Source organism: Jannaschia pagri (assembly GCF_019655435.1).
GTDB lineage: Bacteria > Pseudomonadota > Alphaproteobacteria > Rhodobacterales > Rhodobacteraceae > Jannaschia > Jannaschia pagri.
Window position 1 is genome coordinate 478699 of the sequence record NZ_BPFH01000001.1, and the last position, 26563, is coordinate 505261.

Genomic DNA, 26563 nt, shown 5'->3' on the forward strand with positions numbered 1-26563 from the left:
TATGGATCTCAATGCCCTGGAAAGCTTCGTCCTCTCGGCAGAGACGCTGAACTTCAGCCAGACGGCCCAGCGCCGCAACACCGTGCAATCGGCGATCAGTGCCCAGATCCGAAAGCTGGAACAGGAGGTTGGGCATAAGCTGTTCGACAGGGGGCGCGGCAAGGCGATGACCCTGACACCGGAAGGCCGCGCCTTGGCGGTTCAGGGCCGCCGCATCCTTGGTTTGGCCGATGAGGCGGTGCGGAGCCTGGACACCGCCCGTCAGGCGCGCCCCCTTCGGTTGGGCACGACCGTCACACTGGCGCTCTCGGTTGTGCCGGAGGCGCTGGCGGAAACAGCTGGCCAAACCCGTGTGGAGATTGATTGTGATCGAAGCGACCGGTTGTTGGCGAGACTGGACGCGGGCGACATCGATGTGGCCCTGATGATGGATCAGGGGCGGCGCAGCGACCGGGCGATGGTCGTCGACATGCCCCTTGTCTGGGTGGCGGCCCATGGCTTTGCCCTGGCCCCAGACGCCGACGTTCCGCTGGTCTTTCTGACCGATGGCCGCGACCTGCGATCCCATGCGTTTGCCGCCCTGGACCGGGTGGGGCGGCGGGGGTTTCTGGCACACCTCAGCCCCCATCCCATCGGTCTGCGGGCGTTGGTGCAGGCTGGTCTAGCGGTGACGATCATGCCCCAGGCCGCCGTGAGGGAGCCCTTGTATCGCGTGAGCAAGACCGCCGGCCTGCCGGCTTTGCCCCGCGTGGCCCTGTCGCTTTATCGTCGGACAGGTGCGGATGTGCCGGGGACAGAAGCGCTAACCGCGGGAGTGCGACGCGCGATTTGCTCCGGCGATGGACCGGGTCCCTAGGCGAAAGCGTCGCCCACGCCGCCCTTCGGCAGGTGGACGCAGAACACGGTACCCTCGGGTCCGGTCGACTGGAGCGCGATGTCGCCCCCGTGGCCTTGGATCAACTCACGCGCGATGGCGAGGCCAAGGCCCGTGCCGCCTTTGCGAACGGATCCCTGGAAGGCCTGGAACAGATTGTCTTGTGCCCGCTTCGGCAGACCGGGTCCGGTGTCAGCCACGTGCAGGGTCCAACCTGTTTCGTCTTCGGCGGCTGAGACGCTGATCTGGCCCGTCCGGCCCGTCGCTTGGATGGCTTGGCGGGCGTTACGGATCAGGTTGCCGACGACCCTGTGCAACTGCTCGGGGTCGGCCCGTAGGGTCAGACGGGGATCCGCCTGATGGGTGATGGCGACCTCCTCGGCAGGAACGGACAGTTGCTCGGCCTCGCAAACCTCGGTCAAAAACTCCCCCGCTGAGATGTATTGCAGGGCTGGCGGCGCCTCTTCCGCGCGACCAAAGGCGAGGGTCCCCTCGGTCAGATTGACGGCGCGCGTGAGGGAATTGACGATCTTTGGCGCCACGCGCTTGACCGTGGGATCGTCAACCATTTCCAACCGGTCGCCCAACAACGTCGCCGTCGTCAGGATGTTGCGCAGGTCATGGCTGATCTTGGCCACGGCGCGGCCAAGCTGGGCCAACCGTTCCTTCTGACGCAGGCTTTGGGTGAGCTGGGTTTCCAAAGATTGGAGGGTCGTTTCTGCCTCCCGCAACTCAGCCACACGCGACCGGGGTTCGATGACGCGCCGACCGTCTTCGGGCGCTTCGGCATAGCGGTTCATCTGTCGGACGAGGGATTTGATCGGCATCACCATCAGGCGGCGGACGGCCAAGAACAGAAAGACCGATGTGATGACGGAGATCACCAGACTGAGCCACAGAATGTTGATGCCGTATTCGATCATGGCCTTGTGCAGACCACCGGTATCAATGGCGGCTTCGATCTGCATCCCGCCGCCGCGTGCGGGTTCCGCGATGACGCGAATGACCTCGGGCTCGGTCGCCACGAAGCGCAACATGGCGTCGCGCATGAGGACAAGCGGGTCGGCATCGCGCAAGTCGACCGTTTTGGCCACGGGTCCCGGAAGGTCGGAGGACAGCACCAGCTGACGCAGGGCGTCACGGCGGAGGACGACGTTGAGAACACCCGCGTTTTCCAGGAGTTCCACCTCAACCTCGGGGTCAATCATCTCGTCCGTGCCCAACAGGGCCAGGGCGGCGATCTGCGCACGCTCCATCCGATTGGTCAGGTAATCGACGCGGAAACGCGCGATGGATGGGACGAAGATCATGACCTCTGCGATCATCACGAAGATGACCGCAAGGATCAGGAAGCGTCCAGAGAGAGATGTCAGCATCGCTTGAGCCGCTATTGTTCGATCTCGTTATGGCCCCTGTCTCTGCCGGAGAACAGAGGGCGCGCGGTTTGCCCGGGGGGCCTCGGGTTTCGACCCGAGGCAGCCCCCCGCGTGCGCGGGGGGCATCGCGCCCCTCAGGCCTAGGGCAAAACCTTTTGGACGAAGCGCACCACGCGCTTCACGGTCTCGTTTTCGAACAGGCGCGGCACGTAGTATTGACCCGCCGCCCGTTTGGAGATCTCGCCCAAGGTGGGATAGGGCGCGACCATGGCCGCCACAGCCCCGATCTTGAGCTTGTTGGCCAAGACAAGCGCCCAGAGGCCGATCAACTCACCCGCCTTTTCACCGGCGATGGAGGCGCCCACGGGCCGACCCTTGACCACCATGACCTTTATGAGGCCTTCGGTCTTACCTTCGGCAATGGCGCGGTCGTTCTCGTGATACGGGAAGCGCAGGACCTCCACCGCGTGTTTGCCGTGAGCCTTGATCGCCTGGGCCTCGGTCAGACCCACCTGGGCCAGTTCCGGCTCGGTATAGGTGGCCCAAGGGATGTGATCGGTGCGGGCCTTGGCGGGCAGGCCAAACAGGATCGGTCTGATGACCGTCGCCCCGTGGTAGCCCGCCACATGGGTGAACTGAAACCCGCCAGCCACGTCGCCGATGGCATAGACCTTTTTGTTGGTGGTGCGCAGATCGGCACCAACCCGGATTGCGCGGTCGTGTTTGATCCCCGCCGCATCCAGGTTCAAACGGTCGATATTGGCCTTGCGCCCGACCGCCATCAACAAATGCGTCCCGCTGTAATCCCCCTGAGAGGTATGTACAGTCACAGCACCCGCCGCACCGGAGACACGCTCCGCCTGGGCACCTTCGATAATCTCGACCCCCTCGGCGCGGAGGCGCTTCAGCACAACCTCGGCCATCTCCGGGTCGTCCTTGCCCAGGGCTTTGCCGCCTTCGATCACGGTCACCTTACAGCCGAGCCGCACGTGGGCCTGTGCCATCTCCATCCCGATGGGGCCACCACCGACCACAATCAGGTGCGCAGGCTGCTCCATCAGGTCAAAGATCGTCTCGTTCGTCTCGTAGGGAACGTCGTCGAGCCCTGGGATCGGCGGCACGAATGGCGAGGATCCCGTGGCAATCACCACGCGCCGGGCTTTGATCCGGTAAGCGCCCGCCTCCACCGTGTCTTTATCGACGAAGCGCCCGTATTCGCGGATCACGCGCACGCCGAACCCCTCGAACCGTTCCTGGCTGTCGACGGGGGCGATGGTCTCGATCACCTTGTGGACGTGCTGCTTGGCCTCGGCATAGCTGACCTCGGGCATGACGGGGGTGACCCCAAACTTTTGCCCCGTCCGCATGGCTTGGGCCTGCTTGCCTGCCGCGATCAGCGCCTTCGACGGTACACATCCGAAGTTCAGGCAGTCGCCGCCCATCTTGTGGCCCTCCAGCAGGGTGACATCTGCCCCCATCTGGCTCGCACCTGCGGCAAAGCTCAGCCCGCCACTGCCCGCGCCGATGACCAGCACATCTGTCTTGATCTCTTCCATCGCCGGCTCCTTCACCGTCAGCATTTCATCGGGGGTGGTCTGCATGTTCATGGATCAGGCCTTACGAAAACGTTTCAAAACGATTGGCAGAAGGGCCAGCGCGGCCAGTCCCAGGATTGGGCCCAAGATGTGTGGCTCGAAGATGATGCCGAAGTTTGGCGTCTCTCCCTGGGCGAAAACTTCGCCCAGACCGGCGCCGACCCAGGTGTAGACCAGGCCACCCGGCAGGATCCCGAAGAAGGTCGTCAACACGTATTTCGGCAGAGACACCCCGACAAAGGCTGGGATCAGGTTGGCAACAAAGAACGGCACCGCCGGGACCAGCCGCATGATGAACAAGTAGGAGGTCTCATCTTCGCGGATGCCGTCCTTGATCTTCTTCACCGCCCCGCCCGAGGCGTCCATCTTGGCAGCCAGGCGGTCGCCGAGGCCAAACTTGGCCGCCAGGAAAATGGCCGTCGCGCCGATGGTCGCCGCACCGGCGTTGAACACGACACCCGGAAACAGCCCAAAGAGGAACCCACCCGTCAGCGTCGCGATGGCGGCGCCTGGCAGAGAAAAGGCCACAATCAAGATATATGCCCCCACGAAGGTCAAAGCCGTCAGCAGGTAATTGGCGTCACGGAACGCGATCAGTTGCTCGCGGTTATCGGCCAAGGTTTGAAACGACAGATAATCCCGCAACGTCACGGCGCCCGCGATCGCGACGATGGCGACAATCGCAAGGGGCAGATATCGGGCGAGGCTGGCTTTGGGCTTGGGGGCTTGGGTCATCGTGGGATCAGACATAGCAGATGGGTCCAGTATTTGGGGTACGGAGGCCGGTCGAGGGCCGTGCTGGAGACGTTCCTGACGCCAAGACGGGCACGGGGATACCCGGTCTCACGCGCACGTGTGGCGCCGTGTTCCCTAGCCCGGCCAAAAGGGCGCAATGTTTCAAGATATGGCGCGGACGCCGCAGGGTCTGTCACAAACCGCCGCATCCCAGATTAGCGCCCATGGCCCGTTGACAGCCAAACGCCCCTCGCCTAAACGCCGATTTCCAGTCGCAAACGCCGTCGATTCACCTCGAATCCGGCCAGTTAACCCGGAGAGAAGGCCATGAAACGCACCTTCCAACCCTCCAACCTTGTCCGCAAGCGGCGGCATGGTTTCCGCGCGCGCATGGCCACCAAGGCCGGCCGCAAGATCCTGAACGCCCGCCGCGCACGCGGTCGGAAGTCGCTGTCGGCTTAAGTCCCCTTGGGGTCTGAGAGTGTGACGCCGGAGGTGGAGCCATCTCCGGCTTTTTTGCGTGTCCTGACCAAACGGGCGCAGTTCTTGGCCTTGGCCCGGGCGCGCCGCGTGCCGGCAGGGGCATTCCTGCTGCAGGCCCGCAACCGGCAAGACGATGACCCCGCCGTTGGCATTGGCTTTACCTGTTCCAAAAAGGTCGGCAACGCCGTGGCCCGCAACCGCGCCAAACGGCGCCTACGCGCTGTCGCACGCGCCGTCCTTCCCCAGGGCGCGCGCCACGGGTGGGATTACGCGCTGATCGGACGTGCCGAAGCAACGGCTGCGCGCCCGTTCAAAGACCTCTGCGCCGACCTGACCCGCGCTCTAGACCGGGCCCATGGGCAAAACGGCGCCGCATCCGCGAAAACTCCGGCGCCCCAGGGCGAGCCCAATCGTTAACCTGTGATTAAGGTTAACAGCCGCCCCCTTCGATGTTCCTTCAAATATGCTGGCGCCCGGGATGCCGCGGGCCCTGCCCCCTATCGGATGCGACCAAGACATCACTGGGTGGGGTGACATCGCGCGCCAGCCATGGCTTGGTCACCCGAATGACACCGCTCGCTCGCATTTTGTCTTGGCCCGTTCACGCCTATCGCGCGATGTTTTCGCCCCATGTGGGGCATAACTGTCGGTTCCACCCGACCTGCTCGGCCTATGCGCTGGAAGCCCTTGAAAAACATGGCGGGATCAAAGGCGGATGGCTGGCCCTGCGGCGTATCCTGCGCTGTAACCCGCTCGGGGGATCGGGCATCGACAACGTTCCCGACTGAGGCATCGGCGGAGCATCAAAGACCGCGCCCGAAAAAAGTGCTTTGGACAACGCAAAAACTGGCGTAGACGCTACGTCAGGTGCCACACACACGCGGAAGGAGGCCCGGATGTATCAATCTATGCAAACCCGTCGCCCCCTTCCTTGGCCAGGCTGCGCCCGTGCGGGCGTAACCCGAACCTGATACTGCACCGCCACCGCTCCGTTTAGGGGCATCCCCACCAACAGATCGACGTCCACGTGACCCTAACGGGGCATTTGCGTTTGGCTCGATCCCTTTCCCAAAAAAGGCGCCGGTGCGATCACCGGTGACATCCTATGAACGTTATCCATTTGCCGCCTCGCAACAGGCGAGACCCCCTCGACGCCGCCATTGCGCTGCACGGTCCCAGGTATGTCCTGATGGCAGCCATGCGCGCCATGCTGCGACCGCGTGCCAGGCCGCCGGACACCACGCCGCCGGTCAAGGTCGACCATATCTCGGATCATATTCGGCGCGATATCGGTCTGATGCCCCGCGGGCCCGCACCGGATTGGACGCGTCACCCGTTCTGAGCACCACCCGGTGACACGCCCCCTGGGACAGCCGCCCCGCCTTTGCCGTAGCGGCTGTCGCCTCCAACACGTCTCCGGCGCCGTCCGAAGGCCTCAGCCGATCTTGCCAAAGAGACGCGCGAACACCGGCGCGCCCAGGATCACGACCACCAATCGCAGCACGTGGTGGGCGATGACGAAGGCCATATCCGCCCCGACGATGAGGGCCAGGACCGTCATCTCTGCCTGACCACCCGGGGCGAAGGCCAAAACGGCCTCCAATCCCGGGGCCATCCCCAGGGCATAGATCCCCTCGACGAAGATCAGCGTCAGCACCATCAAGATCGCGCAAAACCCGAGGCCCGCCAGAACGTCGCGCCGCACCTCTGCAAGGGTGATGCCCGCGTATTTCGTACCCACGGCCATACCAATGAAGAACTGCGCCGCCCAGATCGCCTCGGCCGGGGGCCGGTGTTCTAGCAGGCCGGTCAACGCTGCCGCTGCCGTCAGGGCCATGGGGCCGAGGATGGAGGCGCCGAACAGGCCAACGGCTTTGGCAACGCGCCACCCGACAAGACCGCAGAGCCCCATCAACGCCATCTGCGTCCACGGCAAGGCGCGCGCCGGAACACCGGGCGGGTTCGACAGGTCTGCCTGCCAGACGAATACCAGCAAGACAGGTAAGATCACGACAATCACCAAGACACGCGTTGCGTGGACGAGGGATAGGCTGCGCACATTCGCGCCCGCCTCCTCGCCAAAGACGAGCATATCTTGCAGCCCGCCGGGCATGGTCGCGTAGTAACTGGTGGGGAAATCGTAACCGCAGACTTTTCGGAAGTAGGGCACACCGGTCAACCCGATGCAGGCGACCATAACGGGCACCAGCAGCAGCGTGGGCCAATACCCGGCCATGGAGACCAGCAGCGCGGGCGTGAAGGTGGCCCCAACCGCCACGCCCAGGACGGTGCGCATGGTCTCGTTCACGATGGGAATACCGCCGAGGGGCGCCCCGGCGAGGGCGGCCACAAGACATCCGGTGATCGGCCCAAGCAGCCAGGGCAGCGGCAGGCCAAGTAGATGAAATCCCGCCACGCCGAGTAGGGCAATGACAAAGGTGCCCGTGATCCTTATCACGACCCCACCGCCATCAGACGATGCTGGAACGGGGCGTTGGAATGAGTCCCGGCCGGTGCGTCCGTGCCCCCGCCCTGGATGGTTTTCCGTATTGCTTGGAGTCGATGGAAGACCGCGGCCAGGACATTTCCGTCGCCAACTGTCCTGCGACCGTTCGACGAAAGACATGGATCAGGGTTCCCACGCGGGGCGCTCCCATGGGACCTGCGATCCAGCGCAACCGCCAAATCGGCACTAGTCTGGTTGGAACCCAGCAAGACGATAGCTAGGGGCCGTTTGGCCGCAATCTTTGCCGGGGTGCGGTCAAACAGGCGGCTCCTGTGGATCTCAAAAACGTCGGCAAAGGAGTTTCGAAGCGCAGCCGTAGCAATGAGACGGCAATGCTCCAGCCCAGCGTCCGCTACCAGGCGGCACCCGTTTCCAGACACGGGCCAGCTCGACGCGGTTCTGCTATCGATGACCTCTGTCTGACGTGGGCGCGCGCCCTCACCGAAGCGGCTCGCCCCCATCGCGACGAGTGCAGCGGAGTGATCGGCCTCCCCGCGGAAGACCTCCTGAGACGGCCTGAACATGCGTGTCCGTATCGCAAGGCAAGCCACATAGCCAGCATCTGGACACCTCACAGCCCATCAGAAAAGGGCTTACGGCACAGGGGCGGGCTGCTACCGTGGTGCGTGATCTCAGGGAGGGAGAGGGGAAATGGTCCAACTATCAAAGACCGCCATGGCGGCAGCTTGCGGCCTTGCGATGATGTCCTCGGCCGCTGTGGCCTGCCCGGATGTCCGTCAAAATGGCGCTTACGGGCGGTACACCGGGTCGGATCTCTATGATCCGAAGTACTTCAATGTGACCGCCGGGGGGAACTATAGCCTGAAACGGCAGTGTGGCGGCATCTACAAACAGTTGCGGAGCGATAGGGGCGAAGGGTTCTTTCCGATCCCACCGGATTTCACCTTGGAGACGCCGGGCCTGGCTGGGTTCACCCTTGTCGTGGCAGTGGTCAGCGAATGCGACAGCACCCTGCTGATCAATACACCCGCTGGGAATTGGTATTATGACGACGATGACAATGGCAATCTGGACGCGATGATTTCGCTGACGTCCCCATCATCGGGCATCTTGGACATTTGGGTTGGCACAGCCGATGGCGCCTATTGCGATGCGCAATTGCGCCTAGAGACGTTCTGACGGAGGCCCGCCAACCAAGCGCGTGCGGGCCGTCTCAACCGGCCCGCGGCATCAGACGGGCATACCGCGCAGAACCTCGGCCAGGGCAGCCCCATGCATGTCCCGGTCCCGGGCGCTGCCTTGAACCTGCGGACGGGGCAGGCTGATCTTGACGACGCCCAGATCAGGCAGGTCGAAGCGCTTGACCTCTGTCACACCCAGCCGGGCGGCGAAACGGTCCGTGGGGATGCCAGCAATCACCTCAAACCCGTCCGCGTCGCAGAAAATGTCGATCGTGATCCAGAACGGCCCCGCATTCTTGGACCGGATGCGATTGGCATGGGTGCCAAGATCAGACATCGAACACCTCCAACCGGAAACCATCCATGGGGTCATCCAGGGGCAAGACATGGTGCAGAACGAACTCGTACTGCGCACCAAGATCGACCTCGGGCGGCGAAAAGGGGAACGCGAAGGTGGGCATCGGCTCTTCGGCAGTCAGAGGATGATGCAGCAGCAGCGGGTTCACGGTCTTCGCCACCTCACGCGCAATGGCCGCGTCGGACGCAATGACCTGGGCCATGACGCCGATTTCATTGGGCGTTGCGGTCCCAGGCTCCAACGGGCCAAGGGTGGCGTCTAGGCCGATGCGGCGCAGCTCCAGATCGTAGGTCACATCGCCCAACCGATCCGCGATCTTGGCACGCGCCCGGTCTTCGAGAGAGGCGCACCAAGCGTCGATTTGGGCCACGTAGCGCGGGTCCCGGACCAACACGAGCGACATGATCCCCTGCCCCACCACCCGCGCGGCCTCTAGCTTGACGGTGTAGGGGGCCGGTCGCCAGATAGCGCCTTCCACCCGGACGGATTTGCCCTGCCCCATGTAGGTGGCGCCGCTCACATCCAACGCGCCCCCTGGCTCATGCAGCAGGATCGGGTCGGAGTTCTCGTAGAGCAGGTGCGCCGCCACCGTCCGTTCGGTCGCGACGCTGGCCTCGGCCATGGGGGTCACGGTGAAACCGGTGGCGTCAAAGGCAATCTCGATCACGCCGGTGTCGGGATGGGTGCAACACAGCGCGCCGCATTCCCCAACCTTGGCGCCATGCCAGCAGGCGCCGGGGTCGCAGCCAACGGCCAGGGGCAACGCCGCGATGATCGCCGTATCGGTGGTGCGCCCGCAGATGACGATATCGGCGCCCGTGGCCAGCGCCTCCTGCACCTGTTCGGCCCCGGCGAGCGCGACGATGTTCGTGCACTCCGACAGGTCGGCGGCACGGGTGGCGGGGGCGCCCGGCAGGGGCGTGACGATGTCCCAGACCTCTGACAGGGCCTCCGCATCGCGGTCACTATAGAGAACCGCGACTCTGGCACCGCGCCCGGCCTCGGTCAGGCACTCCTGGGTGATCTCTAACAGCCAGTCGACCGCATCGCCCGCGCCGCAGGTCCCGGCCGTGCCGATCACCAGGGGACAGCCCGCGCGGTGCGCCGCGTCGATCAGGATCGCCCATTCGGCCTTGGTCTGCGCGCGGGAATACTTGCTGACCCCGCGCCCCAGATAGGCGGGGCCGCTGTCCGTGGACCCTCCGTCGATCGCGATGATGTCCGGGCGCCGCGCCAACCCCGCCTCTAGCGCGTTGGCGTCCCAGCCGAGGCCCAACGCCCCCGCCGGGATCAGAACCCGAACCTCTGTCATGTCTGGACCCCCATATCAGGCGCTGTCGGGCACCTGCGGTTTGCGCAGGATGCGGCGTAGGAACATAGGCGCAATGAAGCCCAGAAACGCCGCGATGAACAGCCCGATGCTGATCCCGGAGGAAAACAGATAGGTCCAATCCCCGTCAGAGAGCACCATGGCATCCCGCAGCTGCTTCTCCATCTTACCGCCCAGAAGGATGCCCAGGATCACCGGAACCGTCGGGATGTCGAGCTTGCGCAAGACGTATCCCAAGACGCCGAAGACGACGACCAGCAGCAGATCGAAGTAGCTGCCGGTGAGGGAGTAGATCCCCACGAAGCTGACCATGGTCACGCCGGGCATCAGAATGGCGGGCGGCAGGTCCAAAATCTTCACGAAGATCTTAACCATGGGGACGTTCATCGCCAACAGGACGAAGTTCGCGATCAAGAGCGAGGCGATCAGGCCCCAAACCACGTCGGGCCGGTCTGTGAACAACGTTGGCCCTGGCGTGATGTTGAGCGTCACCAGAACCGCCAGCAAGACGGCAGTGGTCCCGGACCCAGGCACGCCAAGCGTCAGCATGGGGACCAGCGCGCCCCCAGCGGCGGCGTTGTTGCCCACCTCTGGCGCGGCAATGCCCTTGGCAACGCCAGTGCCGAAGCCGCCCTTTTCGCCCGCGATGCTCTTTTCCGAGACATAGGTCAGGAAGGACCCCAGCGAGGCCCCTGCCCCCGGCAGAACACCGGCGACAAAGCCGATGACCGACGACCGGGCCATGACCCACCGGGTGGACCAGATCTCGCCCCAGGGAACGGTGACGCGGCCCAGCACAATGTTGAGGGCGCCTTGCTTGCCGTGCTTTTCGATGAAGAAAAACACCTCGGACACCGCAAACAGGCCGACGATGGCCACCAGGAAGTCGATCCCGTCATAGAGGTGCAGGTTGCCCCCCGTCAGCCGCGCCATACCGGAGTTGGGGTCGAGGCCGATCATTGCGATCATAATCCCCAAACAGGACGCAAACGCCGCCTTGGCTTGGTTCTTGGAGGCCACACCGCCCAGGGTGCAAAACGCCAGCAGATAGAGCGCGAAGTATTCGGCAGGCCCGAATTGATAGGCCACGCGGCTGAGCATGGGGGCCAGCAGCATCAGGCCGATGGTCGACAGCGTCGCGCCGACGAATGACGCAACGCCAGAGATCACCAGCGCGTCGCCGGGCCGCCCGTTCTTGGCCATGGGATGCCCATCGAGGCAGGTCATCATCGCCGGTTCATCGCCTGGGATGTTGAGCAGGATCGAACTGATCCGACCGCCATACATGGCGCCGTAGTAAATCGCCGTCAGCAGGACCAGCGCCGCGACCGCGTCGAGGCCCAGCGCGAAGGTCAGCGGGATCATGATCGCCACGCCATTGGACGGGCCCAGGCCCGGCAGCGCGCCGACGATGGTGCCGATGAAACAGCCCAGAACGGCCAGCATCAGCGTGAACGGAGAGAAGGCGATCGAAAAGCCGAGCGCGAGATTTGCCGCGATATCCATGGCTCAGAGGATCCCCCGCGGCAGGCCGATCAAACTCAGCCCTAAGACGAAGCGGAAGACTAGGAACAGACCAATGGACAGCCCCACGCCGGTCAGGGCAGCGATTTTCGGCTTTGGGTTGATCTGCCAGGACAAGGCCCCCGCCACGATGGCCGTGGGCAGCAAGAACCCCAGGGGCCGCAAGGCATAGGCATAGCCCACCAGCAGCACCGTCGAGAGGGCAAGCGCCCCCAGCGCCGGCAGCGCTGGCCATTCGGGTTCGCCATCGGGCTTGAGCATCATCATCGCGCCACAGATGGCCGCCACCAGGCCCACCGCCATGGGAAAGGTGCGGGACCCAAGGGGGTCGGAAAAGAATGGCGTCGCGATCTGAGCCGCACTCGCCACGTAGGCGAGCGAGCCGATAATCACGACAGCGCCGAACACTCGGTCGCTGGCAAGCATGTCGGTCTCCTGACTGGATGCGGGCGAGATGCGCACAAGGTGGCCGTCGCCACGGGACAGTCGGGCGGCACAGATCAGCGCCGCCCGATGCAATGCGGCCTGTTACTGGATCACGCCAATCTCGCGGGACAGCGCCTGCACGTCGGCGATGTTCTGCGTGATGAAGGCGTCAAAGTCGCTGCCGGTGATCAGGAACGGCGCCAAACCGTTGGCGGCCATGGCCTCGGCCCATTCGCTGCTCTCGCCGACGGCTTGCAGCTTGTCGGCCCAGGCTTGGTAGTGGTCGTCCGAGACGCCCTTGGGCACATACAGCCCGCGCCAGTTCACCGCGACCACGTCGAGGCCCTGTTCCTTGGCGGTCGGGATGTCGTCGAAGCCGGGCACACGTTCCTCGGTCAAGACAGCCAAAACGCGCACATCGCCCGACTGAATAAAGCCCACGACCTCGGACATGTCGCCGGTCATGCCCTGGGTGAAGCCACCCACGGTCTGGGTGATCGCATCCGCGCCGCCGTCGACACCGATATACTTGATGGAGCGCACATCCTCGATCCCCGAGGCTTGGGCCAGCTGCAGCACCTTCAGATGGTCAAAACCCCCCGCAGCGGAGCCACCGGCGAACGCGACCGAACTCGGGTCCGCGGCCATGGCGGCCAGCATGTCGCCCAGGGTCTGGAACTCGCTATCGGCGCCCACGACGATCACGCCAGGGTCCGCCCCGATGGCGCCCAGGAACCGAACCTGATCGGCTGTCGCGCCACCAAAGGCGTTTTGGGCCAAGCGGGTGGCCGTGGCCTGGCTGGCCGCGACGATCAGGTCTTCTTCGCTGCTCCGCTCATTCACCACGGATTGGAACGCGAGGCCGCCGCCCCCACCGGCCATGTTGGTGACCTGGACAGGCGTATCGACCTGACCGATGTCGTATAGGATCTTGCCGATCTGGCGGCAGGTGAAGTCCCAGCCGCCACCGGGGTTCGCCGGGGCGATACATTCGGCAGCCGTCGCAGTGCCGCCCACAAAGAGCGCGGCGCCCGTCAGCAGGGCGCGAAAGGTATAGGTCATTGTCGTCCTCCCAAAGACTTTGCGGTCCCCATCCTCCGGGGGGACCTTAGTGGGGGTTGTCCCCCTGACGTGACACCAACCTGTCGTGCTGGGAAAATCAATGCCTATCGTGAAATTCCTTTGCGCGGCGCCGACCGTCGGCGGTTGCCTGCGACGCCTCGAAGGGATCTCGCCCTCAGATGGCGCCAGCCTTGCGGAGCGCCGCGATCTCGTCCGGTGATAGGCCCACCTCGGTCAGCACAGCATCGGTATCGGCGCCCAACTCTGGCGGCGGTGCGTCGACGTGCGGTGCGCAGCCATCGATATGGAGCCCCGTGCGAAACGCCCGCACTGGCCGCCCATCGTCCAGTTGGTACTCCGCGATTTGATCCCGGCCCTGGACCTGCGGATGGGCGAGCGCGTCCTCCACCGTCAGGACACGACCGGCGGGGACCCCGATGGCGTTCAACTCCGCCTCCCATGCGGCGGCGGGTCTGGTGGCTAGAACGGCGCCGATGCGGGCGTTGAGGTCATCGCGATTGGTTTTGCGGTTCAGCCGCGTCGCAAAGCGTGGATCCTCGAGCATATCGGCGAGGCCCAGGTGCCGGGCCAGCGCCTCCCATTGCTCTTGCTTGTTGGCGGCCACGTTCAGAGGACCATCAGCGCAGGTATAGGCTGCCGAGGGTGCGGAGGTCAGGTTCTCGTTCCCAGCAGGCACCGGACGTACACCACCGATCAGCCAGTTTGAGACGGCCCAGCCCATGGTGGCCAACAAGCTGTCCAGCATGGAGACGTCGATAACGCAGCCCCTTGGGCGTGCGTTCAACGCCGCCGTGATGGCCATGGCCGCCGTCAAACCGCCTACCGTATCGCTGACCGGCCAACCGGCCCGCTGCGGGGCGCTCTCGGCATCGCCGGTTATGGCCATGGCCCCGGACATGCCCTGCACGATCTGATCGTAGGCCGGGCGGTCGGCCAGCGGTCCGCTTTGGCCGAAGCCCGAGATCGCGCAATAGATCAGGCGGGGGTTCACCGCGCGCAGCCGATCCGGCCCGACGCCAAGTCGATCCATTACACCGGGTCGGAAGTTCTCAACCAGGACATCTGCCCCCTCCACAAGCCGCTCCAACAGGCTCCGCCCCTCCGACACCTTCAGGTTCAGCGTGATCGACCGCTTGCCAGCATTGGGCGCCAGAAAGCTGATGCCCATCCCGCGCGCCGATAGCGCTTCGTCTTGGCCCAGTTGACGGGCCAAATCACCGGTTCCCGGCACCTCGACCTTAATGACCTCGGCACCGAGGTGAGCCAGTTGATGGCACGCGAAGGGCCCGGCCAGGACATTGGTTAGGTCAAGGACGCGGATACCGGCAAGGGGGCGGGTGGGTTCCATGCAAGCCTTAAAGCCGGTCCGCCACCAACGTTCCAGTCTCTCTGTCCGCGGTGCCGTCGGGATCTTTCCGGCGCGGCGCAGGGCCGATACGCTCCGCCCCAGACGGGAGAGGGAGAACAAACATGGACATGGCAGGACAGGTGGCCGTCGTCACGGGCGGCGCCCAGGGGATTGGCCTAGCAGTGGCCCAGCGCCTGGCAGGTCTTGGCGTCCGGGTCGCCAGCTGGGATCTGGGCACGGGCAACGCCGATGCCATGGCCCAGGTTGAGGGCGCCATCGCCGTCCCCTGCGATATCGCCGACTATGCCTCGGTCACGGCGGCCTTGGCCGAAACCATAGAGCGGTTGGAGCCCCCCGCCATCGTCGTGAACTCTGCGGGCGTGGCGGGGCCGAATGCGCCTGTGAAAGACTACGGCCTAGAGGACTGGAGCAGGATCGTTGCGATCAACCTGACGGGCACGTTCCACGTCAACCGCGCGGTCATTCCCGGCATGCAAGCCGCCGGATATGGCCGCATCCTCAACATTGCCTCCATCGCCGGGAAGGAGGGGAACCCCAACGCCTGCGCCTACTCCGCCTCCAAGGCAGGCGTGATCGGCTTCACCAAATCCCTGGGAAAAGAGGTGTCGGATCAGAACATCGCCGTGAACTGCGTCACACCAGCCGCGGCGCGCACGCCGATCTTTGACCAGATGAGCCAGGAACATATCGACTACATGCTGTCGAAAATCCCGCGGGGCCGGTTTCTGGAGGTGGAGGAAGCTGCCGACATGATCGTCTGGGCGGTGAGCCCCGCCAACTCATTCACCACCGGGGCGGTGTTCGACCTGTCGGGGGGACGTGCCACCTATTGACGAGGCGCCGGGGGTTTGCGTCGCGTTCGGATATGCATACACTGACGTACGCACCAAGTCGGAGACCCCCATGGCCCCAGATGCGCCTCGCCCGCCCCGGTCCCGCACCGCCGCCGACGTATTGCGGCGTCTGATCTTCGACGGAGAATTGGCGCCCGGGTCCGACCATTTGGAGACGGAGCTTGCCACCCGGCTTGGCATGTCCCGAACTCCGATCCGCGAGGCTGCGGTCCAACTGGCCGCGCAGGGCCTGGTAGAGTTGCGTCCACGAAAGGGGCTGCGCGTGCTGCCGATCTCGCCCGAGGACATGCGTGAAATCTACGAAGTGCTGACCGAACTCGAAAGCGGCGCCGCTGGCCGCGCCGCAGAGCGGAGCCATGCGCCCGGGGTTCTCGATGAATTGGAAGCGGCGATTTCCGACATGGACGCTGCGCTGGACCGGGACGACCGGGATGCTTGGGCCGATGCCGACGATACGTTCCACCGGCTGCTTATGCGGCTAGGCGGCAATACGCGGGCCGAGGCGGTCGTCGCGATGCTGGCCGATCAAGTACGCCGGGCGCGGGCCGTGACGCTCTGGTCGCGCCCGCTGCCGGTGCAGTCAAACGCCGACCACCGCGCCGTCTTGGATGCCATCCGCCGGGGCGATGCGGAGACCGCCCGGGCCATCCATCGCACCCACCGCGAAACGGCGGGGCGGATGTTGCTGGACCTGATTTCGCGCGCCCGCCTCAAGGCGATTTGATGGCCCCACTGGGCCAAGACGGACTGGTCCTATGGCGAGTCGCGGAAAACACCCGACGCCCAATCCCTGCGCGCGTCGCCCGCCAAACCGGCGCATTTTCGAACATACTGGGGCTATTCTCGCGCCAATGCCGAGCGATGTGCTAAAATTTTAGGCATATTCGCGCAGAATTCCATAGCGGTTTTGCAGAACTGTGGCCCCGCGCCGGGCGGCCCCTCAGGGTCCGGCGCGTCAACAATGGGGACGAAACATGACACGCACGCCACTTCTGACCGCAGCCCTCGCGCTCGCCACCGCGCCCGCCCTCGCCGACTGTCCGGTGAAGGTAGGTGTGCTGCACTCCCTCTCGGGAACGATGGCCATTTCCGAGACCACCCTCAAGGACACCGTCGAGATGCTCGTCGATCAGCAAAACGCCGCTGGTGGCCTGCTGGGGTGTGAGATCGAAGCGGTCGTCGTCGACCCCGCCTCCGACTGGCCGCTGTTTGCCGAAAAGGCGCGCGAACTGCTGACCGTCGAAGAAGTCGATGTCATCTTCGGCTCCTGGACGAGCGTGTCGCGCAAGTCGGCGTTGCCCGTCCTGGAAGAACTCAACGGCCTGATGTTCTACCCCGTCCAGTATGAGGGCGAGGAAAGCTCCAAGAACGTCTTCTACACAGGCGCCGCCCCGAACCAGCAGGCGATCCCCGCGGTCGACTACTTCCTGGAAGAGCTGGGCGTTGAGCGCTTTGCGCTGCTGGGCACCGACTACGTGTATCCGCGCACCACGAACAACATCCTGGAATCCTACCTGAAGTCCAAGGGCATCGCCGAAGAAGACATCTTCGTGAACTACACGCCCTTCGGTCACTCGGACTGGGCCACCATCGTGGGTGACGTTGTTGAACTGTCCGAAGACGGCCGTCAGGTCGGCGTGATCTCGACCATCAACGGCGACGCCAACATCGGCTTCTACAAAGAACTGGCCGCCGCCGAAGTCAGCGCCGACGACATCCCCGTCGTGGCCTTCTCGGTGGGTGAGGAAGAACTCTCCGGTCTCGACACCACCGACCTGGTCGGTCACCTGGCCGCCTGGAATTACTTCCAGTCCGCCGAGTCGGAGGCCAACGAAGAATTCGTCGCCGCCTGGAAAGAGCGCATGGGCGAAGACCGTGTAACCAACGACCCGATGGAAGCCCATTACATCGGCTTCAACATGTGGGTGAACGCGGTGACCGCCGCCGAAACCACCGACGTCGACGCTGTACGCGAGGCCATGTACGGCCAAGAGTTCCCGAACCTGACCGGCGGGACCGCCGTGATGCTGCCGAACCACCACTTGGCCAAGCCGGTCCTGATCGGTGAAATCACTGAGGACGGCCAGTTCGACATCATCTCGCAGACTTCTGAAGTGCCGGGCGATGCCTGGACGGACCACCTGCCGGAATCGGCGGTCCTGACCTCTGACTGGCCGGGCCTGGGCTGCGGCATGTACAACACCGAGACCGAGACCTGCGTGCAGATCCAGTCGAACTACTAAGAGCAACCGGGCCATCGCGTGATGCGGTGGCCCAATCATACGCTCCCGTAGGGCGGGGTTCGCCCCGCTGTCCCTCCCACTGAGCGGAGGACGGCGGGATGGACCCCGCCCTACGCCCCTGCCCCGGACCTGCCCCATGCGACTGATCCTTGCCCTCGTCCTGATGCTGACCGGACTGCCTGCGATGGCGCAAAACGGCCCAGTCCAGACCCTGCTGCAAACCTACGCCGATGACATCGCCAAGCCGTCGCGCCGCACCATCCAACCGGTGCTAGACGATTTGGCTGCAAGCGGTCTGCCTGCGATGCCGTCGTTTCTCGAAGCCTGGGCGGACAAGGGCATCGTTCAACGGGACGAAGACGGACTCTTCTTCTACGGCACGCGGGAAGGCGACATCTACGTCCTCCGGTCCGTCGAAGACGGCAGCGACGCCGGTGAGGTCGGGCGCCGGGAGGCGAGCGAGTTGAAACCCAACGCAGGTGTCCGCCGATTGATCGGCACGGCGCTCGTACAGTTCCAATTGAACGACCCCGACCCGGCGCGCCGCCGCGCCGCCCTCGAAAGCCTGTCGCGCAGTCCCTCTGCGGACCTATTGGAACCCCTCCGCGCCTCCATCGAAGGCGAAGAGGATCCCGCACTGCGCGCCCGCAAGGTCGCGTTGGACCGTCTTATCACCGTCCGCTTCGGCACGGACCTGGACACCCGATTAGCCGCCATCGATTGGATGTCGGACCAAGTCTCGCTTGAGGCCCGCGCCGCGCTCAACGGTCTGCTGACGACCGACCGTATCGTCGGGGCGCCGGACGCCGATGCCAATGTGGCCCGCGTCCTGACCGTTGGCGATGATATCACCGAGGCAGATGCCCTTGCCCTGCTCGCGGATGAGGACATCCTGCCGCCCGAGGTCACCCGCGCCGACCGGGATGCTGCCCTGATCGCGGCCCTCGACAACGGGGAGGTCGCGGGAACGCCGGTGCATACCCTCAACACCGAGGCCGCCCGTTGGACAGCCTACGAAGAACTTGCTGCCGCGGGCCAAGTGCCCGCCCGCCCGCCCGAGGATGCTGTCGCCACCCTGTTGGCGGAAAACCCCATTTCCGAGGTTTACGACGAACCCGATCCGACCATCACCGCCGCTGCCGAGGCCGCCCTGGCCGAAGTCACCTCCCGCGTGGCGCGCGCGCAAGCGGCGGACCTGGGCCTCGACGCGCTCAGCCTTGCGTCGATCTATTTCCTAGCGGCCATTGGCTTGGCCATCACCTTCGGCGTGATGGGCGTGATCAACATGGCCCATGGCGAGTTCATCATGCTGGGCGCCTACACCGGCTATGTGGTCCAACAAGTTGTGCCCGATTACACCGTCTCCCTGATCATCGCGCTGCCGCTGGCCTTCGTGGTCGCGGCCGCTGCTGGCGTCGCCCTCGAACGGCTGGTGATCCGCCACCTGGCCCACCGCCCCTTGGAGACCCTTTTGGCCACCTTTGGGATTTCCGTCGCTGTGCAACAGATCGTCAAAAACGTCTTCGGCACCCAGGCCGTGCCCTTGACCTCGCCCGATTGGCTGGCCGGCGCTTGGGTGGTGAACGATGTGATCGGCATCAGCTATATCCGCATCGGGATTTTCGTTCTGGCCCTGATCTTCCTGGGAGTCCTCGTCTACATCCTGCGCCGCACCCGACTGGGCCTAGAGGTCCGTGCCGTCACCCAGAACCCGGGCATGGCCGCCAGCCTGGGCATCGACCCCGACCGCGTGGGCATGGCGACCTTTGCCCTGGGCTCAGGCATTGCGGGTGTCGCAGGTGTGGCCATCGGCCTCTTCGCACAAGTCACCTCCGAGATGGGCGCGGGCTACATCGTCCAAAGCTTCATGACCGTGGTCGTCGGCGGCGTTGGCAGCGTCTTCGGCACGCTCGCAGGCGCTGGCCTCATCGGCGGGCTGCAAAAGGGGATCGAGTGGCTCAACCCCTCCAACACCCTGGCCGCACAGACATACATGATCCTCTTCATCATCCTCTTCATCCAGGTGCGCCCCCGCGGGATCGTCGCCCAGAAAGGAAGACACGCCCAATGATCCAGCCTGTCCTTCTTCTCGGCGAAAATACTCCGGGGGTCCGGGGGCTGGCCCCCGGCGCCTGCCACCGGAGAGGCACCCCATGTTGATCCGCAAGCCGTCTGTCTTGGTGTTCCTCGCCAGTTTGGCATTGATCACAATCGTGGCCACGGTCCTCGCCCAGGCGGGCCTCGTGTCCACATCGTTTGTAAAGCTGCTGGGCAAGACGTTGTGCCTGTGCATCGCGGCCCTCGCCATGGATTTGGTCTGGGGCTACACGGGCATCCTGTCCCTTGGGCATTTCGCCTTCTTCGGAATGGGCGGCTACGCGATCGGCATGTGGTTGATGTGGGACCGGACCGAAACGATCGTTACAGGGACCCTGGCCCAATCGCCCCTGCCGCCCACCCCGCTGGAGATCGAAGAAGCCATCGGCACCCAGATCTTTGGCGTTGTGGGATCGTCGGACGTTCCCTGGCTTTGGGCCTTTGCGGGGTCCCTGCCCCTCCAACTGGCCTTCGCCGTTCTGGTCCCCGGCCTGATTGCCCTGGTCTTCGGATGGTTGGCCTTCCGGTCCCGTGTCACGGGCGTCTATCTGTCGATCCTGACCCAAGCTGGGACCTTGGCCCTGTCGCTCTGGCTGTTTCAAAACGACAGCGGACTGCGGGGCAACAACGGCCTGTCCGGTCTGCAGAATATCCCAGGGCTGGAGAGCGTCTCGCAGGCAGTCCTATCGCTCTGGTTCCTCTGGGCCTCAGCCGCCGCACTGGCGGGCGCCTACCTGTTGGCGCAATGGACGGTGTCGGGGCGCTTCGGCTCCGTCCTCCGGGGTATTCGCGATGATGAGGCGCGGGTGCGCTTTCTGGGGTACGAGGTCGAACACTACAAACTGGCCGTCTTCACTGTCACGGCCATGCTCTGCGGTTTGGCGGGCGCGCTCTACTATCCGCAGGCGGGGATCGTGAACCCGGCTGAAATCGCACCCATCGCCTCGATCTACTTGGCGGTCTGGGTCGCCATTGGTGGGCGTGGGCGGCTCTATGGGGCGGTCATCGGCGCGGCTGTGGTCAGCCTTGCCTCATCCTGGTTCACCGGCGGCGGCGCGCCAGACATCAACCTGGGCTTCTACGTCATCAAGTGGACCGACTGGTGGCTCGTCCTGCTGGGCCTCAGCTTTGTTCTGGTCACGCTCTATGCGCCAAAGGGCCTCGGCGGGTTGGTCGATCTTTGGACGGGGCGCCGGTCCCGTAATGTGGGCCCGATGGGACCTGACGTGGGCGCCCTACGCTCCAAGGAGGAACAGGCATGAGCGCACTTCTCGAAGTCTCAGGCGTCTCGAAGACCTTCGACGGGTTCAAGGCGATCAACAACCTTTCCTTCAGCGTCAATGAGCCGGAGCTTCGCGCCATCATTGGGCCGAACGGCGCGGGCAAGACGACGTTCATGGATCTGGTGACCGGCAAGACCCGGCCCGACAGCGGCGAGATCCGCTATGGGGAGCTGTCCCGCGACCTGACCAAACTGTCCGAGGCCCGGATCGCCCAAGCGGGGATCGGGCGAAAGTTCCAAAAGCCCACGGTCTTCGAGGATCAGACCGTTTCTGAAAACCTCACCATGGCGCTCAAGGCCACCCGCAATCCTGTGACCGTCCTGACGAAGCGGCCCGATGAAAGCGACCGCGTCGCCGACCTCGCGGCGCGCGTGGGGTTATCGGACACATTGGAACAGCGTGCGGGGATCCTCTCGCACGGGCAAAAGCAGTGGCTAGAGATTGGCATGCTCCTGGCGCAGGAGCCGCGGCTGTTGCTGGTCGACGAACCCGCCGCCGGGATGACCAGTGCGGAGCGGGAGCGGACGACCGCCATGCTGGTCGAGGCTGCCAAGACCCGCGCGGTGGTCGTGATTGAACACGATATGGAATTCGTGCGCCGCCTGAACTGCCGTGTCACCGTGCTGCACGAAGGCTCGGTTCTGGCCGAAGGCTCGCTCGACCATGTCTGCGCCGATCCGAGGGTCATCGACGTCTATCTTGGGCGACCGGAGGAGGCTGCGGATGCTTGAAGCCAAGGGGATCACGCTGCGCTATGGCGGCAGCCAAATCCTCCATGGGATCGACCTGAGTGCCGAAAAGGGTCAGGTGACCTGCGTCATGGGCCTGAACGGGATGGGGAAAACATCGCTGTTAAAGGCGCTCGCCGGGCGGCACCCGATGCAGGGGACCGTCACACTGGACGGTATGCCCCTGCCCGATGGTGCAAAGGCTCGCGCCCAAGCGGGGATCGCCTATGTGCCCCAGGGACGCGAAGTGTTCCCCGCGCTCACGGTGGCCGAAAACCTGGAAGTGGGGTTTGCCTGCCTGCCCCGGGCCGAGCGTCGCGTGTTGCCCGAGATCTTTGACCTCTTCCCCGTGCTCGCAGAGATGCGTGGCCGGCGCGGCGGCGATCTCTCGGGCGGACAGCAACAGCAGTTGGCCATCGCGCGCGCGCTGGTGACGCGCCCCAAGGTGCTTCTACTGGATGAGCCAACCGAGGGCATCCAGCCGAACATCATCGCGCAAATCGGAACGGTCATAGCCGGGTTGCGGGATCGCGGTGACATGGCCGTCGTGCTGGTGGAGCAGCGGTTCGACTTTGCCTGGGGCCTGGCCGACCGGATTGTTGCACTGCGCCGGGGAGAGGTCCTGCGCGACGAAGCACGCGCCGGTGCGGTGCGCGAAGAGGTACTGGCGGATGTGTCCGTCTGACGGTGCCGAGCCGGTCTGCGGCCGAAACAGGGTTGCGAAAAGGGTCTGACGTTAGAGGGGGGCGCTGCCCCCCGCCTGCGGCCCCCCCGGCATACTTTTGGAACATCGAAGGGTGGAGGCGCGCATTTTAACCGAAGTTTCGTAAAATCGGCCTTGATGATGGTGCAGCCGAGGGCCGCCCGAAGACGCCGGTCACGGCGGATGAGGGCACCCTAGCGTTGCGAGACCTGCCAGGTCGGATTTATCCAAGGCTCTGCATTGGAGCGCGGCAGAGGGGGCCGACCCAAGATATGGTCCGATGCTTTCTCCCCCACCATGATGGACGGCCCATTCAGGTTGCCATTGGTGATCCGGGGAAAGATCGAACTGTCGGCCAGGCGAAGCCCCTCCACCCCAATCACGCGGCACTCCGGATCGACCACAGCCATGGGGTCATCTTTGGCCCCCATCTTGGCCGTTCCGCAGGGATGGTAGGCGCTCTCCACATGGTCGCGGATAAAGGCATCCAACTGGTCGTCGGTCTGGACCGCCTCGCCAGGCTGGATCTCCTGCCCTCGGTACGGTGCAAAGGCGTCTTGGCTAAAGATCTCCCGCGTGAGGCGAATGCAGGTGCGAAAATCCTGCCAGTCCCGCGTGTGGCTCATGTAGTTGAACAAGATCGATGGCGGGGCCACCGGGTCCGCGCTGGTCAAGCGGATCCGGCCCCGGGACGGGGAGCGCATTGGACCAACGTGGGCCTGGAACCCATGCCCCTCAGCCGCCGCCTGTCCATCATAGCGGACGGCGATGGGCAGGAAGTGAAATTGAATGTCAGGATAGTCGACGCCGGGTTGGGACCGGATGAATCCCGTGCTCTCAAACTGGTTGGAGGCGCCTGGTCCGGTCCTCGTAAAAAGCCAGCGCGCCCCGACGTAGGCTTTGCCCAGAAGGTTCCAATACTTGAATAGGCTCACCGGCTGCGTAGCGGCCTGCTGGATGTAGAGCTCCAGGTGATCTTGGAGGTTCTCGCCAACGCCGGGCCGGTCGGCCACGACCTCGATCCCGTGCTCCGCCAGATGCACGGCGGGGCCAATGCCTGACAGCATCAGCAGCTTGGGCGAGTTGATGGAGGACGCCGCCAGGATGACCTCCGCGCGTGCCCCAATGACCTCTGTCGTGCCACCGCGCGCAATCTCAACGCCGGTCGCGCGGCCATTCTCGATCACGATCCTTCGGGCGAGGCCGCGAATGAGAGTACAGTGTTCCATTTTCAGAGCGGGCTTCAGGTAGGCGTTCGCCGCCGACCAACGCCGTCCTTTGTAGACCGTCATCTCGAAGGGGCCGAACCCCTCCTGCTGGCAGCCGTTGTAATCGGCGGTCACCTCATAGCCCGCCTGCCGCCCCGCCTCGGTAAAGGCGCGGGTCAGCGGATTGGTCCGTGGGCCGCGGGTGACATGGAGCGGCCCGTCGGTGCCGCGCCAATCGGGGTCACCGCCATGGCCCGCGTCGTCCCAGGTTTCTTGCCGTTTGAAGTAGGGCAGCACATCGGCATAGGCCCAGCCCTCCGCCCCGGCGTCTGCCCAATGGTCGAAATCCTTGGCATGGCCGCGCACGTAGACCATTCCGTTGATGCTGCTGGAGCCACCGATGACCTTGCCCCGGGGGGTCGCCAGCCTGCGCCCGCCCAGGTGCGGCTCCGGCTCCGATTGGAAGCCCCAGTCGTACATTTTCATGTTCATGGGGTAAGACAGGGCGCCCGGCATCTGGATGAAGGGGCCCGCATCCGAGCCGCCGAACTCCACGACGATCACGGATTTCCCGGCCTCGGCCAGGCGATAGGCGATGGCGCAGCCCGCACTGCCCGCGCCCACGACAACGTAATCTGCCCGCATCAGGCGCCTCCGAATAGGACGCCGTGCATCACGCGCCCCGGAATGAGAGTGAAAAGCCCCGTAAGGATGAGGCCGAGGGCATAGAGCTGGATCACCGTTCTGCGGTGGGCGGCGATGTTGCCCGTGCGGGCCGCCACAACCATGCGCACGAGGCTCACCAACACCAGGCAGGACAGCAGGTGGATGGGCGAGAATGGGCCAATGAGTCGGAACGTGTGGATCCAGAATGACGTAATCGCCACGACCGCCATGACACCGACCCAAGCCCAGCCCAGGATCCGATGGGGCAACGTGCCCTTCGGCAGGGCGAATTGCACGGCGCCGAGGCCGAGCGCCGCAAAGGCCGCCATGGCGTGGGGCGGGATTGGCATGTCCGCCTGCCAAAGCGGCGTCCAATCCATCAGTAAGCGGCCTCGACAGGGGACATGCCCACATAGACCGTCTGCACCTCGGTGAAGTGATCCATAGCCACACGCGCGTTCTCGCGCCCGATGCCCGACTGTTTGCTGCCGCCAAAGGGCATGCCCGGTGGTGTCAGGTTGTACTGGTTGATCCAGCACGTCCCGGCCTTCAACTGCGCCACCACGCGGTGGGCGCGGGTGATGTCCGCCGTGAATAGGCCCGCGCTCAACCCGAAGACCGTCTCGTTGGCGCGGGCGATAACCTCGGCCTCGTCCTCGAACGTCAGCACTGACATGACGGGGCCAAAGATCTCTTCGCGCACGCAGGCCATGTCGTCCGTCAGATCGGTCAAGACGGTGGGCGCAATCCAGTATCCGTCGCGTTCCAGCCGCTCGCCGCCCGTCAGCACGGTCGCCCCCTCGGCGCGGGCGCGGTCCAGATGGGCGAGCACGATCTCCATCTGCGCCTCGGTGGTCATGGGGCCGAAGTCGGTCGTCTCGTCCATTGGGTCGCCAAGGGTTGCGGCCTGGACCCGCTCCACCAGCCGCGCCAGGAAAGCGTCGCGCAGACCCGACTGCACAAAGACCCGAGTCCCGTTGGAGCAGACCTGCCCCGACGAATAGAAGTTCGCGTTGATCGCGCCCGAGACGGCACTGTCCAGATCGGCGTCATCGAAAACGATCAGGGGGGACTTGCCACCCAATTCCATCGTGACCTGTTTCATCTCGGCGGCGGCGGCGGCATAGACCTTGCGCCCCGTGGAGACCGAGCCTGTCAGCGACACCTTGGCGACGCGCGGGTCCGTGGTCAGCGCCGCGCCCACGTCGCCCTGCCCCTGGATCACGTTGAACAGACCGGCGGGCAGGCCCGCCTCGACCAAGATTTCGGCCACCTTGAGGGCGCAGAGCGGTGTCGTCTCGGAGGGTTTGAAGACCATGGCATTGCCGGTGGCCAAGGCGGGCGCGCCCTTCCAGCAGGCGATCTGCGTGGGGTAGTTCCAGGCGCCAATGCCGACGCACACCCCCAGTGGCCGCCGAATGGTATAGGCCCAATCGCCGCCAAACTGCATAGAGGTGCCTGTCGTATCCACGGCCAGCCCGCCGAAGTATTCCAAGGCATCGGCCCCCGACGTGGCATCGGCCACCAATGTCTCCTGCAGGGGCTTGCCGGTATCGAGGGTTTCCAACACCGACAGGTCCCGATTGCGGGCACGGATTAGGTCGGCGGCCCGGCGCAGGACACGCCCACGCTCGGTCGGGTCAGTCGCGGCCCAGTCCGCCTGGGCGCGTTGGGCTGACGCAAGCGCGGTTTCGACCACATGGGGCGTGGCCCCGTGGACGGTCGCGATGACCTTACCGGTCGCGGGGTAAACCACGGGGATCGGATGCCCGGCGGTGTCTTCCAAATAGGCGCCGTCGACGAAGTGACTGGCGGTTGGGGTCGGATCGATATGCGTCATCTCAAACTGTCCAAGGTCGGTCCGCGCCCCCCCAACTGTTTGCAGGGACCACGGACGTGCCGGGGCGGTCTGGTTGTCCACACCCCCCAATCGAAACTCTGTCTGTACGTTATGGACTCCGGTGGCGACGGGGCAATGCC

26 protein-coding genes are annotated in these 26563 nt (G+C 64.7%); 13 read left to right on the top strand and 13 right to left on the bottom strand.

What is annotated here, in order from left to right:
- Position 1: 1 nt before the first annotated feature.
- Complete coding sequence (locus tag K5R33_RS02450) at positions 2-856, top strand: LysR family transcriptional regulator (RefSeq protein ID WP_220747370.1); 855 nt, start codon at positions 2-4, stop codon at positions 854-856.
- On the opposite strand, the gene K5R33_RS02455 is transcribed toward K5R33_RS02450, so the two are convergent.
- The 3 genes from K5R33_RS02455 to K5R33_RS02465 form a co-directional block, all read right to left on the bottom strand.
- Positions 853-2250 carry a sensor histidine kinase gene (locus tag K5R33_RS02455; RefSeq protein WP_220747371.1) on the bottom strand — a complete coding sequence of 466 codons (1398 nt, stop codon included), beginning with the start codon at positions 2248-2250 and terminating at the stop codon, positions 853-855. The two genes, K5R33_RS02450 and K5R33_RS02455, sit on opposite strands and share 4 nt — an antisense overlap.
- A 140-nt stretch (positions 2251-2390) precedes the next feature.
- Positions 2391-3806 carry a dihydrolipoyl dehydrogenase family protein gene (locus K5R33_RS02460; protein WP_220747857.1) on the bottom strand — a complete coding sequence of 472 codons (1416 nt, stop codon included), beginning with the start codon at positions 3804-3806 and terminating at the stop codon, positions 2391-2393.
- A 54-nt stretch (positions 3807-3860) separates the two neighbouring features.
- The gene (locus K5R33_RS02465; protein ID WP_255576073.1) at positions 3861-4595 is read right to left on the bottom strand and encodes a TVP38/TMEM64 family protein; all 735 of its coding nucleotides are present in this window, start codon (positions 4593-4595) and stop codon (positions 3861-3863) included.
- A 312-nt stretch (positions 4596-4907) separates the two neighbouring features.
- On the opposite strand from K5R33_RS02465, the gene rpmH reads away from it, so the two are divergent.
- The 4 genes from rpmH to K5R33_RS02485 all read left to right on the top strand — a co-directional run bounded on the left by rpmH (position 4908) and on the right by K5R33_RS02485 (position 6405).
- Entirely contained in the window at positions 4908-5042 is a 135-nt protein-coding gene (gene rpmH, locus K5R33_RS02470; protein WP_012177012.1) for a 50S ribosomal protein L34, read from the top strand.
- A 54-nt stretch (positions 5043-5096) separates the two neighbouring features.
- The gene (locus K5R33_RS02475; RefSeq protein ID WP_308442973.1) at positions 5097-5480 is read left to right on the top strand and encodes a ribonuclease P protein component; all 384 of its coding nucleotides are present in this window, start codon (positions 5097-5099) and stop codon (positions 5478-5480) included.
- Between the two features lie 149 nt (positions 5481-5629).
- The gene (yidD, locus tag K5R33_RS02480) at positions 5630-5851 is read left to right on the top strand and encodes a membrane protein insertion efficiency factor YidD (RefSeq protein ID WP_220747373.1); all 222 of its coding nucleotides are present in this window, start codon (positions 5630-5632) and stop codon (positions 5849-5851) included.
- Positions 5852-6168: 317 nt separating this feature from the next.
- Positions 6169-6405, top strand: coding sequence for a hypothetical protein (locus K5R33_RS02485; protein ID WP_220747374.1), 237 nt, complete (start codon positions 6169-6171; stop codon positions 6403-6405).
- A gap of 93 nt (positions 6406-6498) precedes the next feature.
- On the opposite strand, the gene K5R33_RS02490 is transcribed toward K5R33_RS02485, so the two are convergent.
- The gene (locus tag K5R33_RS02490) at positions 6499-7521 is read right to left on the bottom strand and encodes an AbrB family transcriptional regulator (RefSeq protein WP_255576072.1); all 1023 of its coding nucleotides are present in this window, start codon (positions 7519-7521) and stop codon (positions 6499-6501) included.
- Between the two features lie 699 nt (positions 7522-8220).
- On the opposite strand from K5R33_RS02490, the gene K5R33_RS02495 reads away from it, so the two are divergent.
- Positions 8221-8709, top strand: coding sequence for a hypothetical protein (locus K5R33_RS02495; protein ID WP_255576071.1), 489 nt, complete (start codon positions 8221-8223; stop codon positions 8707-8709).
- A gap of 51 nt (positions 8710-8760) precedes the next feature.
- Here the strand turns inward: K5R33_RS02495 and K5R33_RS02500 are convergent, their stop codons facing one another.
- The 6 genes from K5R33_RS02500 to K5R33_RS02525 all read right to left on the bottom strand — a co-directional run bounded on the left by K5R33_RS02500 (position 8761) and on the right by K5R33_RS02525 (position 14780).
- Positions 8761-9048: a DUF4387 family protein gene (locus tag K5R33_RS02500; protein ID WP_220747376.1), complete on the bottom strand. Its 288-nt coding sequence runs from the start codon at positions 9046-9048 to the stop codon at positions 8761-8763.
- Entirely contained in the window at positions 9041-10381 is a 1341-nt protein-coding gene (locus tag K5R33_RS02505; RefSeq protein ID WP_220747377.1) for an acyclic terpene utilization AtuA family protein, read from the bottom strand. Before K5R33_RS02505 ends, K5R33_RS02500 begins: the two co-directional genes overlap by 8 nt.
- A 15-nt stretch (positions 10382-10396) precedes the next feature.
- A complete protein-coding gene (locus tag K5R33_RS02510) occupies positions 10397-11905 on the bottom strand; it encodes a tripartite tricarboxylate transporter permease (protein ID WP_220747378.1) in 1509 nt (502 codons plus the stop codon).
- A gap of 3 nt (positions 11906-11908) precedes the next feature.
- Positions 11909-12349, bottom strand: coding sequence for a tripartite tricarboxylate transporter TctB family protein (locus K5R33_RS02515; protein WP_220747379.1), 441 nt, complete (start codon positions 12347-12349; stop codon positions 11909-11911).
- Positions 12350-12451: 102 nt separating this feature from the next.
- Positions 12452-13411 carry a Bug family tripartite tricarboxylate transporter substrate binding protein gene (locus tag K5R33_RS02520; protein ID WP_220747380.1) on the bottom strand — a complete coding sequence of 320 codons (960 nt, stop codon included), beginning with the start codon at positions 13409-13411 and terminating at the stop codon, positions 12452-12454.
- 175 nt (positions 13412-13586) lie between these two features.
- Positions 13587-14780, bottom strand: coding sequence for a CaiB/BaiF CoA transferase family protein (locus K5R33_RS02525; protein ID WP_220747381.1), 1194 nt, complete (start codon positions 14778-14780; stop codon positions 13587-13589).
- Positions 14781-14902: 122 nt separating this feature from the next.
- On the opposite strand from K5R33_RS02525, the gene K5R33_RS02530 reads away from it, so the two are divergent.
- From K5R33_RS02530 to urtE, 7 genes are all read left to right on the top strand, one after another.
- Positions 14903-15634, top strand: a complete 732-nt coding sequence (locus K5R33_RS02530; RefSeq protein WP_220747382.1) for an SDR family NAD(P)-dependent oxidoreductase — start codon at positions 14903-14905, stop codon at positions 15632-15634.
- Between the two features lie 70 nt (positions 15635-15704).
- The gene (locus tag K5R33_RS02535; protein ID WP_220747384.1) at positions 15705-16379 is read left to right on the top strand and encodes a GntR family transcriptional regulator; all 675 of its coding nucleotides are present in this window, start codon (positions 15705-15707) and stop codon (positions 16377-16379) included.
- Between the two features lie 250 nt (positions 16380-16629).
- Positions 16630-17898: an urea ABC transporter substrate-binding protein gene (urtA, locus tag K5R33_RS02540; RefSeq protein ID WP_220747385.1), complete on the top strand. Its 1269-nt coding sequence runs from the start codon at positions 16630-16632 to the stop codon at positions 17896-17898.
- A 136-nt stretch (positions 17899-18034) separates the two neighbouring features.
- Positions 18035-19969 carry an urea ABC transporter permease subunit UrtB gene (urtB, locus tag K5R33_RS02545; protein ID WP_220747386.1) on the top strand — a complete coding sequence of 645 codons (1935 nt, stop codon included), beginning with the start codon at positions 18035-18037 and terminating at the stop codon, positions 19967-19969.
- An 82-nt stretch (positions 19970-20051) separates the two neighbouring features.
- Positions 20052-21257 carry an urea ABC transporter permease subunit UrtC gene (gene urtC, locus K5R33_RS02550; protein WP_220747387.1) on the top strand — a complete coding sequence of 402 codons (1206 nt, stop codon included), beginning with the start codon at positions 20052-20054 and terminating at the stop codon, positions 21255-21257.
- The gene (gene urtD / locus K5R33_RS02555; RefSeq protein WP_220747388.1) at positions 21254-22009 is read left to right on the top strand and encodes an urea ABC transporter ATP-binding protein UrtD; all 756 of its coding nucleotides are present in this window, start codon (positions 21254-21256) and stop codon (positions 22007-22009) included. The genes urtC and urtD overlap by 4 nt, the downstream gene beginning before the upstream one ends.
- Positions 22002-22691, top strand: a complete 690-nt coding sequence (gene urtE, locus K5R33_RS02560; protein WP_220747389.1) for an urea ABC transporter ATP-binding subunit UrtE — start codon at positions 22002-22004, stop codon at positions 22689-22691. The genes urtD and urtE overlap by 8 nt, the downstream gene beginning before the upstream one ends.
- A 212-nt stretch (positions 22692-22903) precedes the next feature.
- Here the strand turns inward: urtE and betA are convergent, their stop codons facing one another.
- From betA to betB, 3 genes are read right to left on the bottom strand one after another with little or no spacing between them, the layout of a single operon-like run.
- Complete coding sequence (gene betA, locus K5R33_RS02565) at positions 22904-24562, bottom strand: choline dehydrogenase (protein ID WP_220747390.1); 1659 nt, start codon at positions 24560-24562, stop codon at positions 22904-22906.
- A complete protein-coding gene (locus K5R33_RS02570) occupies positions 24562-24963 on the bottom strand; it encodes a DUF2306 domain-containing protein (protein WP_255576067.1) in 402 nt (133 codons plus the stop codon). The genes betA and K5R33_RS02570 overlap by 1 nt, the downstream gene beginning before the upstream one ends.
- Entirely contained in the window at positions 24963-26423 is a 1461-nt protein-coding gene (gene betB / locus K5R33_RS02575; RefSeq protein WP_220747391.1) for a betaine-aldehyde dehydrogenase, read from the bottom strand. The genes K5R33_RS02570 and betB overlap by 1 nt, the downstream gene beginning before the upstream one ends.
- Positions 26424-26563 lie beyond the last annotated feature (140 nt).